A 16,191-nucleotide genomic window follows, 5' to 3' on the forward strand; every position below is an offset into this window, starting at 1 on the left:
AGGAAGATCATCATGGCTAAAGCCAAGTTTGAACGTAATAAACCACACGTAAACGTGGGTACAATCGGTCACGTTGACCATGGTAAAACAACTTTAACTGCTGCGATTGCAACAATTTGTGCAAAAACTTACGGCGGTGAAGCGAAAGATTACTCACAAATCGACTCAGCACCTGAAGAAAAAGCACGTGGTATTACAATTAATACATCACACGTAGAATACGATTCTCCAACTCGTCACTACGCACACGTTGACTGCCCAGGCCACGCCGACTACGTTAAAAACATGATCACTGGTGCTGCTCAGATGGACGGCGCGATCCTTGTATGTGCTGCAACTGACGGTCCAATGCCACAAACTCGTGAGCACATCCTTCTTTCTCGTCAGGTAGGTGTACCTTACATCATCGTATTCTTAAACAAATGCGACCTTGTTGATGACGAAGAATTACTTGAATTAGTAGAAATGGAAGTACGTGAACTTCTTTCTACTTATGACTTCCCAGGTGATGACACTCCAGTAATCCGTGGTTCAGCTCTTGCAGCGCTTAACGGTGAAGCTGGTCCTTACGGTGAAGAATCAGTTCTTGCTCTTGTAGCAGCACTTGACTCTTACATCCCAGAGCCAGAGCGTGCAATCGACAAAGCATTCTTGATGCCAATCGAAGACGTATTCTCAATTTCTGGTCGTGGTACAGTAGTAACAGGCCGTGTTGAAGCTGGTATCATCAAAGTTGGTGAAGAAGTAGAGATCGTTGGTATTAAAGATACAGTTAAAACAACTGTAACTGGCGTAGAAATGTTCCGTAAACTTCTTGACGAAGGCCGTGCAGGTGAGAACTGTGGTATCTTACTTCGTGGTACTAAGCGTGAAGAAGTACAACGTGGTCAAGTACTTGCTAAACCAGGTACAATCAAGCCGCACACTAAATTCGACGCAGAAGTATACGTACTTTCTAAAGAAGAAGGTGGTCGTCACACTCCATTCTTAAATGGTTACCGTCCACAGTTCTACTTCCGTACAACTGACGTAACTGGTGCGATCCAGTTGAAAGAAGGCGTTGAAATGGTAATGCCAGGTGACAACGTTGAAATGTCAGTAGAATTAATCCACCCAATCGCAATGGACCCAGGTCTACGTTTTGCGATCCGTGAAGGTGGTCGTACTGTAGGTGCTGGTGTTGTTGCTAAAGTAACTGCATAAGCATAATATAGTGACGAATTACGTCTCAAGTTGAGAGCTTTGGCTCTCAACTTGCTTTATAGGTCAGTAGTTCAATTGGTAGAGCGTCGGTCTCCAAAACCGAATGTTGGGGGTTCGAGTCCCTCCTGACCTGCCATATTTTGAAATAAAAAGCTTGATGCTGGCTTAGTTGTTCATATAATAAGTCGCGAGTTCTACGACGAGTACAAAAATGTCGAATGATAAATCGCGTGACGCATTGAGCGACGCGCCAATTCCTCAAAGAAATAATTCTGCTGAAGTTGTTCGTTCTGGTTCGCCTTTAGATATCGTTCTATGGGTGATAGCAATTGCATTATTGCTCTCGGCTACCATGGTGAATCAGCATTTACCAGCGTATTGGGCCCCTGCAAATGATGTTTGGGTGCGCGTTGGGGTAATTTTTGCTTGTATCGTTGTGGCTTTAGGTTTATTATACGCCACCCATCAAGGTAAAGGCTTCGTTCGTTTGCTGAAAGATGCACGAGTCGAATTGCGTCGAGTAACTTGGCCAACAAAACAAGAAACAGTCACAACATCGTGGCAGGTTCTATTGGTTGTAGTTGTTGCATCATTAGTTTTATGGTGTTTTGACTATGGTTTGGGTTGGTTAATTAAGTTGATTATCGGGTAAAAGAGCTATGAAACGTTGGTACATTATTCATGCCTATTCTGGTTATGAAAAACAAGTGATGCGTTCACTTAAAGAACGAATCCAGCGTAGCGCTGTTGCCGATAGCTTTGGTGATGTCCTTGTTCCTACCGAAGAAGTGGTAGAAATGAAGGATGGTAAGAAGCGTAAATCTGAGCGTAAATTCTTTCCTGGCTATGTGTTAGTTGAAATGGAAATGAATGACGATACTTGGCACATTGTTAAAGAGTGTCCAAAAGTATTAGGTTTTATTGGTGGTACACCTGAAAAACCTGCGCCAATCACTCAACGTGAAGCAGATGCGATTCTTGCGCGTGTACGTAATACTGGTGAAGCCCCACGTCCTAAGACGATGTTTGAGCCAGGTGAAGAATTACTTGTTATTGACGGTCCATTCACAGACTTTAAAGGTGTGGTGGAAGAGGTTCAATACGATAAGTCACGTTTAACGTTGACGATTAACGTGTTTAATCGACCAACTCAGGTTGAACTCGAATTTCGCCAAGTCGAAAAAACGATTTAATCTTAATTGGTTGAAAAGCGCCCGATTTTATCGGGCATTGTTGTTGTAACAGTATTGTTACGTAGAAATTGGGGAGCCTAACGGCGTTTGTACCCAGAGGTATTTAAAATGGCTAAGAAGATTGACGGCTATATCAAGCTGCAAGTTCCAGCTGGTAAAGCAAATCCATCTCCACCGATTGGTCCTGCACTAGGTCAACGTGGTGTAAACATCATGGCATTCTGTAAAGAATTCAATGCTGCTACACAAAAAGTTGAACCAGGTCTTCCAATCCCTGTAGTGATTACTGTGTACAACGACAAGTCGTTCACATTCATCATGAAAACTCCTCCAGCTTCTATTCTTCTTAAGAAAGCTGCTGGTATCCAAAAGGGTTCATCTGTACCTAACAAAACTAAAGTTGGTAAGTTGACTCGTGCTCAATTAGAAGAAATCGCGACTACTAAAGAACCAGACTTAACTGGTGCTGACTTAGACGCGCGTGTTCGTACCATCGCTGGTTCTGCACGTTCTATGGGCTTGGAAGTGGAGCTATAAGACATGGCAAAGTTAACTAAACGTCAAAAAGCCATTGCTGCTGCTGTTGAAGCGAACAAAGTTTACACTTTGGAAGAAGCAGTACAGGTTCTTAACAGCTTGCCTGCTGCAAAGTTCAAAGAATCTTTAGACATCTCTGTAAACCTTGGCGTAGATCCACGTAAATCTGATCAGGTTGTTCGTGGTGCGACTACATTACCTGCAGGTACTGGTAAAACTGTACGTGTAGCTGTATTTGCTCAAGGCGCGCAAGCAGAAGCTGCGAAAGAAGCTGGTGCTGATGTTGTAGGTTTTGATGACCTTGCTGAAAGCATCCAAGGTGGAAACCTTGACTTTGATGTTGTAATCGCTGCTCCTGACGCTATGCGTGTTGTTGGTAAGCTCGGTACAATTCTTGGTCCACGTGGTTTAATGCCAAACCCTAAAGTTGGTACTGTAACTCCTGACGTTGCTGGCGCTGTTAAAAACGCTAAATCTGGTCAGGCACGTTACCGTGTAGACAAAGCGGGTATTATTCACGCTGCGATTGGTCAAGTTGGCTTTGATGCTGCTGCAATCCGTCAAAACGTTGAAACTTTAGTTGCTGACTTGAAAAAGTTAAAACCTGCAACTTCTAAAGGTGTATACATCAAGAAGATCACTTTGAGCTCAACTATGGGTCCTGGTCTTACTGTTGATGTAAACAACGTTTCTAACTAAGTTTTAACTTGGTTAAGTAAAGAATTTTAAAGTCCTGATGAGGATTAAGTATAAAACAGAAAAGTTATTTCTGCTTTTGCTTCGGTAGAGTAAAGCTTTATCTATTACTTATCAGGCGGACTTTGAATTGATAAATGAGAATTTATCAGCGTCAAAGACCTCAGGCGAAAAGACGTTATTTTCGAATAGCGATTTTCTTAATAAACCAGCCTGCGTAGACGCGGTGGTGTGATTTGTTCCTCCTCCGCGTGTAAGTCGAAAGACTTACGAACTGGGAGTGTGCCCATTGGGTACATAAATCACCTTAGGAGGTTTTACAATGGCTCTTCTTATTGAAGACAAAAAACAGATCGTTGCAGAAGTAAGTGAAGTTGCTTCTAAAGCGTTTGCAGCCGTTGTTGCTGACTATCAAGGTTTAAGCGTAGAGCAATTAACAACACTTCGTGTTGAAGCTCGTAAGCTAGGTGTAACTACACGTATTGTACGTAACACTTTGGCTAAACGCGCATTTCAAGGTACTCAGTTTGATATCTTGAACGACAACCTTGTTGGTCCAACAATTCTAGGTTTTTCAACTTCTGAAGATGACATGGGTGCAGCTGCACGCTTGTTCGAAGAATTTGCTAAAACTAACAAAGCATTTGAATTAAAAGCTGCTGCATTTGACGGCAAAGTTTATCAAGGTGCTGATGTTAGCGTTATTGCTAATCTTCCGAACCAAGAGAAAGCGCTTACTATGCTTGCCTCTGTCCTTCAAGCTCCTATTTCGAAATTGGGTCGCCTCATTACAGCACTCAAAGAGAAAAACGAGTCAGAAGCTGCTTAATCAATTTTACACACCATTCAATATCCATTTGGAGTTATTCTCATGGCTTTAACTAACGAAGAAATCTTAAATGCAGTTGCTGAAAAAACTGTTCTTGAACTTGTTGAATTAATTTCTGCTTTCGAAGAGAAATTCAACGTATCTGCAGCTGCTGTAGCTGTTGCTGCTCCAGCTGGTGGCGCTGCTGCTGCTGCTGAAGAACAATCTGAATTCAACGTTGAGTTGACTTCTTTCGGTGCTAACAAAGTAGCTGTAATTAAAGCTGTTCGTGAAGCAACTGGTCTTGGTCTTAAAGAAGCTAAAGACTTAGTTGAAGGCGCTCCTCAAGTTCTTAAAGAAGGCGTTTCTAAAGAAGAAGGCGAAGAACTTAAGAAGAAACTTGAAGAAGCTGGTGCTACAGTTACACTTAAGTAATTGTAAAAGGAGTCGGTTTTTAAATCGGCTCCATAAAATGGCTGATGGCTCTTGGGTCATCAGCCTTTTTGCGTTACAATAATCGGCTCGATTTTTGTTAGTTTTGTTTGGTTTTTAGAGAAAGCCTAAATAAAATAAATAAATTCAAATGCTTACCAATATTTTTCATTTTTAAAAATATTGTTAAGCGTTTTTATACCACTAAAAATTGCAGCATTTGTAAACAGTGGTGGCCATATCGGCCTGCGTAATTCCTTCTGAGCCCGTTCTGCAGGCGGGCTTGGTTTACTTTCCGAGGACTCCAGATGGCATACTCATATACCGAAAAGAAACGGATCCGTAAGAATTTTGGTAAATTGCCCCAAGTAATGGATGCACCGTACTTATTATCGATTCAGGTCGATTCGTACAGAACATTCTTGCAAGATGGCAAATCACCAAAAAACCGCGAAGATATCGGTCTCCAAGCCGCATTTCGTTCAGTTTTTCCTATCGAAAGTTATTCTGGCAATGCTGCTTTAGAATTTGTTGAGTATAGCCTTGGTAAACCTGAGTTCGATGTACGCGAATGTATTCTTCGTGGCTCGACTTATGCGGCACCAATGCGCGTTAAAATTCGTTTGATTATTAAAGATCGCGAAACTAAATCAATTAAAGACGTACGCGAACAAGAAGTCTATATGGGTGAAATTCCACTCATGACTGAAAATGGTACCTTTGTTATCAACGGTACTGAGCGTGTAATCGTATCTCAATTACACCGTTCGCCAGGCGTATTCTTTGACCATGATAAAGGTAAGACCCACTCAAGTGGTAAAGTGTTGTATTCAGCACGTATCATTCCTTACCGTGGTTCATGGTTAGACTTCGAATTTGATGCAAAAGACTTAGTTTACGTACGTATCGACCGTCGTCGTAAATTACTTGCTACAGTTGTGTTACGTGCACTAGGTTATAACAATGAACAGATCTTGAATTTGTTCTATGAAAAAGTACCAGTGTATCTTGACATGGGTAGCTATCAAATTGACCTCGTACCTGAGCGTTTACGTGGTGAAATGGCTCAATTTGATATTACTGACAATGAAGGTAAAGTCATTGTTGAGCAAGGTAAACGTATTAATGCTCGTCACGTACGTCAAATGGAAGCTGCAGGTTTAACTAAGCTTTCAGTTCCTGATGAATACTTATATGAGCGTATCACTGCTGAAGATATTACTTTACGTGATGGTGAAGTAATTGCTGCAAATACTCTGTTAAGCCATGAAGTAATGGTGAAGTTGGCAGAAGGCGGTGTTAAGCAATTTAATATCTTGTTCACTAACGATATTGACCGTGGTTCATTCGTAGCTGATACATTACGTGCAGACTTGACGCGTGACCGTGAAGAAGCATTAGTAGAAATCTACAAAGTAATGCGTCCGGGCGAGCCACCAACAAAAGAAGCTGCTGAAAACTTATTCAATAACTTGTTCTTCTCTTCTGAACGCTATGACTTATCTCCAGTAGGTCGTATGAAGTTCAACCGTCGTTTAGGTCGTCCTTACGAAGTTGGTACTGATCAGAAGTCACGCGAAGTTGAAGGTATTTTATCGCACGAAGATATTATCGATGTATTACGTACATTGGTTGAAATCCGTAACGGTAAAGGTGAAGTCGACGATATCGACCACTTAGGTAACCGTCGTGTACGTTCTGTTGGTGAAATGACAGAGAACCAATTCCGTGTAGGTTTAGTTCGTGTTGAGCGTGCTGTTAAAGAGCGTTTAAGCCAAGCAGAAACAGATAACTTGTCTCCACAAGATTTGATTAATGCAAAACCAGTTGCTGCTGCAATCAAAGAATTCTTTGGTTCAAGCCAGTTATCTCAGTTTATGGACCAAAACAACCCATTATCTGAGATTACACATAAACGTCGTGTATCTGCGCTTGGTCCTGGTGGTTTAACACGTGAACGTGCAGGCTTCGAAGTACGTGACGTACACCAAACTCACTATGGTCGTGTTTGTCCAATTGAAACTCCTGAAGGTCCAAACATTGGTTTGATCAACTCGCTTTCTGTATATGCAAAAGCGAATGACTTCGGTTTCTTGGAAACACCATACCGCAAAGTTGTAGATGGTCGTGTAACTGATGATGTTGAATATTTATCTGCAATTGAAGAAGTAGGTACTGTTATTGCACAGGCCGACTCTGCAGTAGATAAAGATGGCAACTTAACAGAAGAATTCGTTTCTGTTCGTCATCAAGGTGAATTCGTACGTATGCCGCCTGAAAAAGTAACGCATATGGACGTTTCTGCACAGCAGGTAGTATCTGTTGCTGCATCACTTATTCCATTCCTTGAACACGATGACGCAAACCGTGCGCTCATGGGTTCAAACATGCAACGTCAGGCAGTTCCTACTTTACGTGCGGATAAACCGCTTGTAGGTACAGGTATGGAAGCGAACGTTGCACGTGACTCTGGTGTGTGTGTAATCGCAAACCGTGGCGGTGTAATTGAATATGTAGATGCTTCTCGTATCGTTATTCGTGTAAACGAAGATGAAATGGTTGCAGGTGAGGCAGGTGTAGATATCTATAACCTCATCAAATATACACGTTCAAACCAAAATACTTGTATTAACCAAAATGTTATCGTGAACTTGGGCGACAAAGTTGCTCGTGGTGACATCTTGGCAGACGGTCCGTCAACAGACATGGGTGAACTTGCGCTTGGTCAAAACATGCGTGTAGCATTCATGACATGGAATGGTTACAACTACGAAGACTCGATCTTGTTATCTGAGCGTGTACTTCAAGAAGACCGTTTAACATCTATTCACATTCAAGAATTGTCATGTGTAGCACGTGATACTAAGTTAGGTGCAGAAGAAATTACTGCCGATATTCCTAACGTAGGTGAAGCTGCGCTTTCTAAACTTGATGAATCAGGTATCGTTTATATCGGTGCTGAAGTTACTGCTGGCGACATCTTAGTTGGTAAAGTAACGCCTAAAGGTGAAACTCAGTTAACTCCTGAAGAAAAACTGCTTCGTGCAATTTTTGGTGAGAAAGCTGCTGACGTTAAAGACTCATCTTTACGTGTTCCATCTGGTACTAAAGGTACAGTTATTGACGTTCAAGTCTTCACTCGTGATGGCTTAGAGAAAGATGACCGTGCTTTAGCAATTGAAAAAGCACAGCTTGATTCTTACCGTAAAGACTTGAAAGAAGAATACAAGATCTTCGAAGAAGCGGCTCGTGAGCGTGTAATTCGTTTGCTTAAAGGCCAAGAGTCTAATGGCGGTGGTTCAACTAAACGTGGTGATAAACTTTCTGAAGATTTATTATCTGGTTTAGAGCTTGTTGACTTACTTGAAATTCAACCAGCAGATGAAGCAATCGCTGAGCGTTTAACTCAAATTCAAGTGTTCTTAAAAGAGAAGAGCGCAGAAATCGATGAGAAATTCGCTGAGAAGAAACGTAAGCTTGCAACAGGTGATGAATTAACAACTGGCGTATTGAAAGTTGTTAAAGTTTACTTAGCTGTTAAACGTCGTATTCAGCCTGGTGATAAGATGGCTGGTCGTCACGGTAACAAAGGTGTTGTATCTAACATCTTACCTGTTGAAGACATGCCACATGATGCTAACGGTGTCCCGGTAGATATCGTATTGAACCCGCTGGGTGTACCATCTCGTATGAACGTGGGTCAGATTCTAGAGACTCACTTGGGTATGGCGGCTAAAGGGCTTGGTGACAAAATCGAAAAAATGTTGAAAGAACAACGTACAGTTTTAGAACTGCGCGAATTCTTAGACAAGATTTATAACAAAGTCGGTGGTGAGCAAGAAGATCTTGATAGCTTGACTGATGAAGAAATTCTAGCGCTTGCAGGTAACTTGCGTGCGGGTGTGCCTTTAGCTACTCCTGTATTTGATGGTGCTGAAGAAAGTCAAATTAAAGACTTACTTGAATTGGCTGACATTTCACGTACTGGTCAAACAGTATTGTTTGACGGACGTACAGGTGAACAGTTTGACCGTCCAGTAACTGTTGGTTACATGTACATGCTTAAATTGAACCACTTGGTTGATGACAAGATGCATGCGCGTTCAACTGGTTCTTACTCACTTGTTACACAACAACCGCTTGGTGGTAAAGCACAATTCGGTGGTCAGCGTTTCGGTGAGATGGAAGTATGGGCACTTGAAGCATACGGTGCAGCATATACACTCCAAGAAATGCTTACAGTGAAGTCGGATGACGTTGAAGGCCGTACTCGCATCTATAAGAATATTGTAGATGGTAACCATTATATGGATCCGGGTATGCCTGAATCGTTCAACGTATTGACCAAAGAGATCCGTTCTTTAGGTATCAACATTGAACTAAAAAATGGTGACTAAGTCGTAAGACTCACGATTTTTTAGGTAAAAACAATATTTGTGACCCAGTCGGGTAAGCGAGGCTTCCCGACACACGGAGAAAAAAATTGAAAGACTTGCTCGATATCATGCGTAAGAAAACGGACTCAGATGGTCATGCACCAGTTGAGTTCGACCGTATCCGTATTGGTCTTGCGTCACCAGAAATGATTAAGTCATGGTCTCATGGTGAAGTTAAAAAACCTGAGACAATCAACTATCGTACGTTCAAACCAGAACGTGATGGTTTGTTCTGTGCCAAAATCTTTGGTCCAGTAAAAGATTACGAATGCTTGTGTGGTAAATACAAGCGTATGAAATACAAAGGCGTCATTTGTGAAAAATGTGGCGTTGAAGTAACTACAGCAAAAGTTCGTCGTGAACGTATGGGTCACATTGAGCTTGCTTCTCCAGTTGCACATATCTGGTTCTTAAAATCGTTACCATCCCGTATCGGTTTATTACTTGATATGACCCTTCGTGATATCGAACGTGTATTGTATTTCGAATCATACGTTGTTACTGATCCTGGTATGACACCATTTGAAAAGTATCAACTTCTTAATGATGAAGAATACTTTACTGCTCTAGAAGAGCACGGCGACGAATTTGTTGCAAAAATGGGTGCAGAAGCAGTTCAAGACTTGTTGAAAGACATCGACCTTGAAGCTGAAATTTCACGTTTACGTGAAGAAATTCCTCAAACAACTTCTGAAACGAAGTTGAAAAAAGCGTCTAAACGCTTGAAATTGATGGAAGCATTCAAAGACTCAAACAACAAGCCAGAATGGATGGTAATGAACGTACTTCCGGTACTTCCACCAGATTTACGTCCATTAGTTCCACTTGAAGGTGGTCGTTTCGCGACTTCTGACTTGAACGACTTATATCGTCGTGTAATTAACCGTAACAACCGTTTGAAGCGTCTTCTTGACCTTGCAGCGCCGGACATCATCGTACGTAATGAAAAACGTATGTTACAAGAGTCTGTAGATGCGTTGCTTGATAACGGTCGTCGTGGTCGTGCAATTACTGGTTCTAACAAACGTCCATTAAAATCTTTGGCAGACATGATCAAAGGTAAACAAGGTCGTTTCCGTCAGAACTTGTTAGGTAAGCGTGTTGACTACTCTGGTCGTTCGGTAATTACTGTAGGTCCTACTTTACGTCTTCACCAATGTGGTCTTCCGAAGAAAATGGCACTTGAATTATTCAAGCCATTCATTTTCGCGAAATTACAAGCTTCAGGTCAGGCAACAACCATTAAAGCTGCGAAGAAAATGGTTGAGCGTGAGACTCCGGAAGTTTGGGACGTTCTTGCATCTGTAATTCGTCAACATCCAGTAATGTTGAACCGTGCGCCAACACTTCACCGTTTAGGTCTTCAAGCATTTGAACCTATTCTTATTGAAGGTAAGGCAATCCGTCTTCACCCGCTCGTCTGTGCTGCGTTCAACGCCGACTTCGACGGTGACCAAATGGCGGTACACGTTCCATTGACACTTGAAGCACAGTTAGAAGCTCGTGCATTGATGATGTCAACAAACAACATCTTGTCACCAGCAAACGGTGAGCCAATCATCGTTCCTTCTCAGGACGTTGTCTTGGGTCTTTACTACATCACTCGTGATGCAGTAAACGCGAAAGGTGAAGGCATGGTGTTTGCGGATACTCACGAAGTAAACCGTGCACTTGCAACTGGTCAAGTTGCGATCCATGCTCGTGTTAAAGTACGTGTGCATCAAACGGTTATCAATGAAAATGATGAGCGTGAACAGCAAACTATTATTGTTGATACAACACCAGGTCGTTGCTTACTTTGGGAAGTTGTTCCAGAAGGTTTAAGCTTCGACATGATCAACCTTGAGATGACTAAAAAGAACATCTCTAAGTTAATCAACTCTTGCTACCGTAAACTTGGTTTGAAAGATACAGTTATCTTCGCTGACCAATTAATGTACTTGGGCTTCCGTCAAGCGACTCGTTCAGGTGTATCTGTAGGTATGGAAGACATGTTAATTCCACCTACGAAACACACAATTATTGACAAAGCGGAAACAGAAGTTCGTGAAATCGAACAACAGTTCGAACAAGGTTTCGTAACTGCTGGTGAACGTTATAACAAAGTTGTCGATATTTGGGCGCGTACAAACGACCAAGTTGCTAAAGCAATGATGGATAACTTGTCTTATACACTTGTGAAAAACAAACAAGGTGAAGACGAGAAGCAAAAATCATTCAACAGTATCTATATGATGTCTGACTCTGGTGCCCGTGGTAGTGCGGCTCAGATTCGTCAGCTTGCAGGTATGCGTGGTTTGATGGCAAAACCGGATGGCTCGATTATTGAGACTCCAATTAAAGCGAACTTCCGTGAAGGTTTGACAGTACTCCAGTACTTCATTTCAACACACGGTGCGCGTAAAGGTTTGGCCGATACTGCATTGAAAACTGCGAACTCTGGTTACTTGACTCGTCGTCTTGTAGACGTAGCACAAGACTTAGTAATTACTGAGCCAGATTGTGGTACAAGTGGTGGTCTAGTGATGACTCCATTCATTCAAGGTGGTGATGTCATCGAGCCATTACGTGACCGCGTATTAGGTCGTGTAACTGCTGAAGATGTACGTCGTGCATCTGATGATGAAGTTGTATTACCTCGTGGTACGTTAATTGACGAGAAAATCGCGGCTCAGCTTGAAGAGGCTGGTGTCGATGAAGTTAAAGTACGTTCTGTAATCGCATGTGAATCAACATTCGGTGTATGTGCGAAATGTTATGGTCGTGACCTTGCTCGTGGTCACTTGGTAAACCCAGGTGAGTCAGTAGGTGTAATGGCTGCACAGTCAATCGGTGAACCTGGTACACAGTTAACAATGCGTACGTTCCACGTGGGTGGTGCTGCAAGCCGAACTTCTGCTGCGAACAGTGTTCAAGTACGTAACAAAGGTACTGTACGTTTCCATAACGTAAAAACTGTACAACATGCGAAAGGCCACTTGGTTTCAGTTTCACGTTCAGGTGAAATTGGTATTGCCGATGAGTTAGGTCGTGAGCGTGAACGCTACAAACTTCCTTACGGTGCGAGCATCTTGTTGAAAGATGGTGAGCTTGTTGAGGCTGGTGGTATCGTTGCGACATGGGATCCGCATACACATCCATTGGTAACAGAAGTTGCTGGTAAAGCACGTTTCAGCCAAATTGCTGATGGTGTAACTGCAACATCTAAAACTGATGATGCAACTGGTATGACAACTGTTGAAATCTTGCCTGTAACAGCACGTCCTGCTTCTGGTAAAGATTTACGTCCAGCAATCGTATTAGATACAACTGATGGCGGTGAACAGTTCTACTTCTTACCACAAAACACAATTGTGACTGTTCGCGACGGCGAAACAATTGGTGTGGGTGACGTTATCGGTCGTGTACCACAAGAATCTTCACGTACTCGTGATATTACCGGTGGTCTTCCGCGTGTTGCTGACTTGTTCGAAGCACGTAAGCCGAAAGAACATGCGATCTTGGCAGAAGTGTCTGGTATCGTAAGCTTCGGTAAAGAGACCAAAGGTAAGAACCGTTTAGTGATTACTCCAGATGACGGTTCTGAAATTTACGAAGAGTTGATTCCAAAATGGCGTCAAATCAACGTGTTTGAAGGTGAACATGTGAACCGTGGTGAAACCATTTCTGATGGTCCACAAAATCCACATGACATCTTACGCTTGAAAGGTGAAGTTGCTTTAACTAACTACATCGTGAACGAAGTACAAGACGTTTACCGTCTCCAAGGTGTAAAAATCAACGATAAGCACATTGAAGTTATCGTACGTCAAATGTTGCGTAAAGTTGATATCATCGATGGTGGTGATACAAGCTTCATCAAAGGTGAGCAAGTGGATTACATCCGTGTTGTTCAAGAGAACCAAGCTGTCTTGGCTCAGAACAAGTTCCCTGCGAAGTTTGAACGTCAATTGATGGGTATTACGAAAGCATCGCTTTCTACTGACTCATTCATCTCTGCTGCATCGTTCCAGGAAACAACTCGTGTGTTAACTGAAGCGGCTGTAACAGGTAAAGAAGATGATTTACGTGGCTTGAAAGAAAACGTTGTAGTGGGTCGCTTGATTCCAGCGGGTACTGGTCTTGCATACCACTTAGAGCGTCGTCGTCAAGAAGCGGAAGCAGCAGAACATGCTCTTCACAATGACTTCAGCGAAGTAGACCAAGCATTTAGCCAAGCTTTAAACTCAGAACAATTCTAAGCTTAAACTTGCATTAAAAAGGCGCCTTAGGGCGCCTTTTTTGTGGAAAAAATAAGCCATTTTTACAAAAAGTCTATTAAAGCACTCTTAATTTATTACTTAATGGGGGAAAACCCTCCATGAAAGCATACTATTCTAGGCGCAACTGAGTAGGAGTAGCTTTAATGAAAAAAATGATGATGATTGCAGGTGTTGGTTTAATGTCAACTACTCTATTTGTAGGTTGCCAAAATGCTAGCCCAGAAAGCAAACGTATTGGTTCGGCAGCTATCGGTGGTGGTGCAGGTGGTGCCGTAGGTAAACATATAGGCGGTAATATTGGTGCAGGTTTAGGAGCAGCGCTTGGTGCTGGTGTTGCCGCTAATGCTAAAGGCTCTAGCAGTAAAACAGTACGTAATAGTGCCATTGGTGCAGGTGTTGGGGCAATCTTAGGTGGTGCAGTGATTGGTGGTGACGCTGGTGCTGCTGCAGGTGGAGCCCTCGGTGGTAGTGCTGGTGCAGCCTATGAAGAGAAAAAAGGTAAGTACTAAAACTACCTCTAACTATATTAAAAAAGAAGCTCTTATTTCATTAAGAGCTTTTTTTTTATCTGCTTTTAAAAGATGAAAATTTAACTCATCACTGTGCATAAATTGGCTTTACAAAATATCTATTAATTACGACAGTGCAATAACACAAACTGATCAAATTCCCCATAAAAGAAGACTATGCTTTGATTAAAGCCCAAAGGAGTGAGTACGGTCATGAATAAAAAAATTGGTTTAATATCTACTGTCATATTATCTACAGTTATGTTCACCGGCTGTCAAAATATGAGTCCGTCTGACCAGCGTATTGGTGCAGCAGCAGCGGGTGGTGCATTGGGTGGTGGTCTTGGTAACCATGTTGGTGGTGGTATCGGTGCAGGTTTAGGTGCTGCGGTAGGTGCAGGTGTGGGTTCTAATACTCAAGGCGGCAGTAAACAAACTACAACCAAGAGTGCGATTGGTGCAGGTATTGGTTCGGTCGTTGGTAAAGCTATCATAGGTGGTGATACAGGTGCTGCAATTGGTGGCGCAATCGGCGGCGGTGCTGGCGCTGCGATTGAAGAAAAGAAATAAAAATAAGTGAAATGAAAAATAAGCGCCTTCAGGCGCTTATTTTATTAGTAGAAGGCTTTGCTTTTTTACGTCGGATATAAAGTGTCTTTTGGACTTCAGCAATTCTCACACCTGATTCATCGAAAATATTTAAATGATATGTTCTAAGAACAGGAGCATAGTTTTCGGCAAGTTCACGAATTTGTTCAATTTCTGCTAAATCAACGCGAATGTCAGCATAAACGGTACTTCGGCCAGGTGATAAAAAATTAATTTCAGCTGCTTTATCCCAAACAATATATTTTGATCCGAGATGATGCATAAGAATCAACATATAAAAGGGGTCAACCATTGAATAAAGGCTTCCGCCAAAGTGAGTGCCTACCAGATTTTGATTTTTCCAAGTAAGTGGCATTTTTACCCGAACATGACAGAGCTCTAAATTCATGACTTCAATATGAATTCCAGCTCCACGGTAAGGTGGGTAATGGTTAAATAAGAATTTGGAAATTGAAGGAATGTTCTGAAGTTTTTTTAAAATAGCCATAATAGTCAATTTTTTTTATTGCAACACTGGTCATACTAGATAAGTATCATCTTTTTTATATTGATGGCAATGCTTTATCCGATTAACGACATGATCGATTGAAAAACAAAATAGGAAATGATTATGCAGCCAAAGATTTATGCCGTAACGACAAGTGATCAACAAACCCTGTGTGCCAAAGCTTGGGGTGATGAGAAAAATACTCCATTAGTGTTAGTGCATGGTTATCCAGATAATCAGGAAGTATGGGAATCGGTCATTGAGCATTTAATCAATGATTTTTATATTGTGACTTATGATGTCCGTGGAGCAGGCTTATCATCTATTCCTAAACGGATACGGGATTACCGTTTAGAACGTTTATCTTTAGATTTGCAGGAAGTCGTAGATGAGGTAATCCCAAATCGACAGTTCCATATGGCTGCGCATGATTGGGGTTCAATTCAGTCTTGGGAATCTGCAACAGAACCTAAATTTAAAGGCCGGTTACTCTCTTATACAACAATTTCCGGTCCATGTTTGGATCATGCGGCACTTTTCTTAAGAGATAAGTTTAAAACATCACCTGCACAGATCCTAAAAATACTCACAAAATCATGGTATATCGGAGCATTCCATTTACCGCTAATTGCTCCAACTGTATGGTCGCTGTTTAGTCCAGAGAAGTGGGGTAAGATCTTAAAAGATTTAGAGCGAAAAGATAATTTGCCTTTAAATAATAATATTTCCTCAGATGGGAAATACGGTATTAACTTATATCGTGCGAATTTTATTCCACGTTTAACTAGCCCTCGTCAGCGTTATGCGCAATGTCCAGTTAAAGCAATTATTTTAAAGTATGACACTTTTGTCAGCCCAGAATATATTACAGAAGCGATGCCAAAATGGGTTGAAAACTTCGAATATGTTGAGCTTGAAGCAAATCATTGGGCGATTTTGAGTCAGGCTGAAAAAGTGGCAGCTCATATTCGCCAATTTATTGACTCGCAGAGCTAATAAGTGACTGTTTAATATACAAA

Annotated in this window: 13 protein-coding genes and 1 tRNA gene; 13 read left to right on the top strand and 1 reads right to left on the bottom strand. The window is 41.9% G+C overall.

Annotation, left to right across the window (positions count from 1 at the left end):
• The first annotated feature begins 12 nt into the window (after nt 1-12).
• The 12 genes from tuf (at nt 13) to MKL62_RS04660 (ending at nt 14,646) form a co-directional block, all read left to right on the top strand.
• Entirely contained in the window at nt 13-1,203 is a 1,191-nt protein-coding gene (gene tuf, locus MKL62_RS04605) for an elongation factor Tu (RefSeq protein WP_001029610.1), read from the top strand.
• Nucleotides 1,204-1,263: 60 nt separating this feature from the next.
• Nucleotides 1,264-1,339, top strand: a tRNA-Trp gene (locus MKL62_RS04610).
• 75 nt (nt 1,340-1,414) lie between these two features.
• The gene (gene secE, locus MKL62_RS04615; protein WP_000063880.1) at nt 1,415-1,855 is read left to right on the top strand and encodes a preprotein translocase subunit SecE; all 441 of its coding nucleotides are present in this window, start codon (nt 1,415-1,417) and stop codon (nt 1,853-1,855) included.
• A gap of 7 nt (nt 1,856-1,862) precedes the next feature.
• A complete protein-coding gene (gene nusG / locus MKL62_RS04620; RefSeq protein WP_000832994.1) occupies nt 1,863-2,396 on the top strand; it encodes a transcription termination/antitermination protein NusG in 534 nt (177 codons plus the stop codon).
• Nucleotides 2,397-2,504: 108 nt separating this feature from the next.
• Nucleotides 2,505-2,933 (top strand): 50S ribosomal protein L11, encoded by a 429-nt coding sequence (rplK, locus tag MKL62_RS04625; protein ID WP_001074682.1) that lies wholly within the window; start codon nt 2,505-2,507, stop codon nt 2,931-2,933.
• 3 nt (nt 2,934-2,936) lie between these two features.
• Complete coding sequence (gene rplA, locus MKL62_RS04630; RefSeq protein WP_001096694.1) at nt 2,937-3,632, top strand: 50S ribosomal protein L1; 696 nt, start codon at nt 2,937-2,939, stop codon at nt 3,630-3,632.
• 319 nt (nt 3,633-3,951) lie between these two features.
• Nucleotides 3,952-4,458: a 50S ribosomal protein L10 gene (gene rplJ / locus MKL62_RS04635; RefSeq protein WP_001196213.1), complete on the top strand. Its 507-nt coding sequence runs from the start codon at nt 3,952-3,954 to the stop codon at nt 4,456-4,458.
• A 42-nt stretch (nt 4,459-4,500) separates the two neighbouring features.
• Nucleotides 4,501-4,872 (top strand): 50S ribosomal protein L7/L12, encoded by a 372-nt coding sequence (gene rplL / locus MKL62_RS04640; protein ID WP_001229360.1) that lies wholly within the window; start codon nt 4,501-4,503, stop codon nt 4,870-4,872.
• A gap of 305 nt (nt 4,873-5,177) precedes the next feature.
• On the top strand, nt 5,178-9,266 hold the full coding sequence (gene rpoB / locus MKL62_RS04645) for a DNA-directed RNA polymerase subunit beta (RefSeq protein WP_000331899.1): 4,089 nt from the start codon (nt 5,178-5,180) through the stop codon (nt 9,264-9,266).
• An 86-nt stretch (nt 9,267-9,352) separates the two neighbouring features.
• Nucleotides 9,353-13,546, top strand: a complete 4,194-nt coding sequence (rpoC, locus tag MKL62_RS04650) for a DNA-directed RNA polymerase subunit beta' (protein ID WP_030423666.1) — start codon at nt 9,353-9,355, stop codon at nt 13,544-13,546.
• 164 nt (nt 13,547-13,710) lie between these two features.
• Nucleotides 13,711-14,076: a hypothetical protein gene (locus MKL62_RS04655; RefSeq protein WP_000738603.1), complete on the top strand. Its 366-nt coding sequence runs from the start codon at nt 13,711-13,713 to the stop codon at nt 14,074-14,076.
• A gap of 213 nt (nt 14,077-14,289) precedes the next feature.
• The gene (locus tag MKL62_RS04660; protein ID WP_001034851.1) at nt 14,290-14,646 is read left to right on the top strand and encodes a YMGG-like glycine zipper-containing protein; all 357 of its coding nucleotides are present in this window, start codon (nt 14,290-14,292) and stop codon (nt 14,644-14,646) included.
• A 28-nt stretch (nt 14,647-14,674) separates the two neighbouring features.
• On the opposite strand, the gene MKL62_RS04665 is transcribed toward MKL62_RS04660, so the two are convergent.
• On the bottom strand, nt 14,675-15,172 hold the full coding sequence (locus MKL62_RS04665) for a DUF4442 domain-containing protein (RefSeq protein ID WP_000996189.1): 498 nt from the start codon (nt 15,170-15,172) through the stop codon (nt 14,675-14,677).
• A gap of 117 nt (nt 15,173-15,289) precedes the next feature.
• On the opposite strand from MKL62_RS04665, the gene MKL62_RS04670 reads away from it, so the two are divergent.
• Entirely contained in the window at nt 15,290-16,168 is an 879-nt protein-coding gene (locus MKL62_RS04670) for an alpha/beta fold hydrolase (RefSeq protein WP_161778798.1), read from the top strand.
• Nucleotides 16,169-16,191 lie beyond the last annotated feature (23 nt).

This window comes from Acinetobacter sp. AOR01_HL (genome assembly GCF_027855455.1).
Classification (GTDB): domain Bacteria; phylum Pseudomonadota; class Gammaproteobacteria; order Pseudomonadales; family Moraxellaceae; genus Acinetobacter; species Acinetobacter baumannii.

What these genes read in the sequence shown, in the direction of transcription:
- tuf (WP_001029610.1), top strand. Translation starts at nt 13, where the DNA reads ATGGCTAAAGCCAAGTTTGAACGTAATAAACCACACGTAAACGTGGGT.
- secE (WP_000063880.1), top strand. Translation starts at nt 1,415, where the DNA reads ATGTCGAATGATAAATCGCGTGACGCATTGAGCGACGCGCCAATTCCT.
- nusG (WP_000832994.1), top strand. Translation starts at nt 1,863, where the DNA reads ATGAAACGTTGGTACATTATTCATGCCTATTCTGGTTATGAAAAACAA.
- rplK (WP_001074682.1), top strand. Translation starts at nt 2,505, where the DNA reads ATGGCTAAGAAGATTGACGGCTATATCAAGCTGCAAGTTCCAGCTGGT.
- rplA (WP_001096694.1), top strand. Translation starts at nt 2,937, where the DNA reads ATGGCAAAGTTAACTAAACGTCAAAAAGCCATTGCTGCTGCTGTTGAA.
- rplJ (WP_001196213.1), top strand. Translation starts at nt 3,952, where the DNA reads ATGGCTCTTCTTATTGAAGACAAAAAACAGATCGTTGCAGAAGTAAGT.
- rplL (WP_001229360.1), top strand. Translation starts at nt 4,501, where the DNA reads ATGGCTTTAACTAACGAAGAAATCTTAAATGCAGTTGCTGAAAAAACT.
- rpoB (WP_000331899.1), top strand. Translation starts at nt 5,178, where the DNA reads ATGGCATACTCATATACCGAAAAGAAACGGATCCGTAAGAATTTTGGT.
- MKL62_RS04655 (WP_000738603.1), top strand. Translation starts at nt 13,711, where the DNA reads ATGAAAAAAATGATGATGATTGCAGGTGTTGGTTTAATGTCAACTACT.
- MKL62_RS04660 (WP_001034851.1), top strand. Translation starts at nt 14,290, where the DNA reads ATGAATAAAAAAATTGGTTTAATATCTACTGTCATATTATCTACAGTT.
- MKL62_RS04665 (WP_000996189.1), bottom strand. Translation starts at nt 15,172, where the DNA reads ATGGCTATTTTAAAAAAACTTCAGAACATTCCTTCAATTTCCAAATTC.
- MKL62_RS04670 (WP_161778798.1), top strand. Translation starts at nt 15,290, where the DNA reads ATGATTATGCAGCCAAAGATTTATGCCGTAACGACAAGTGATCAACAA.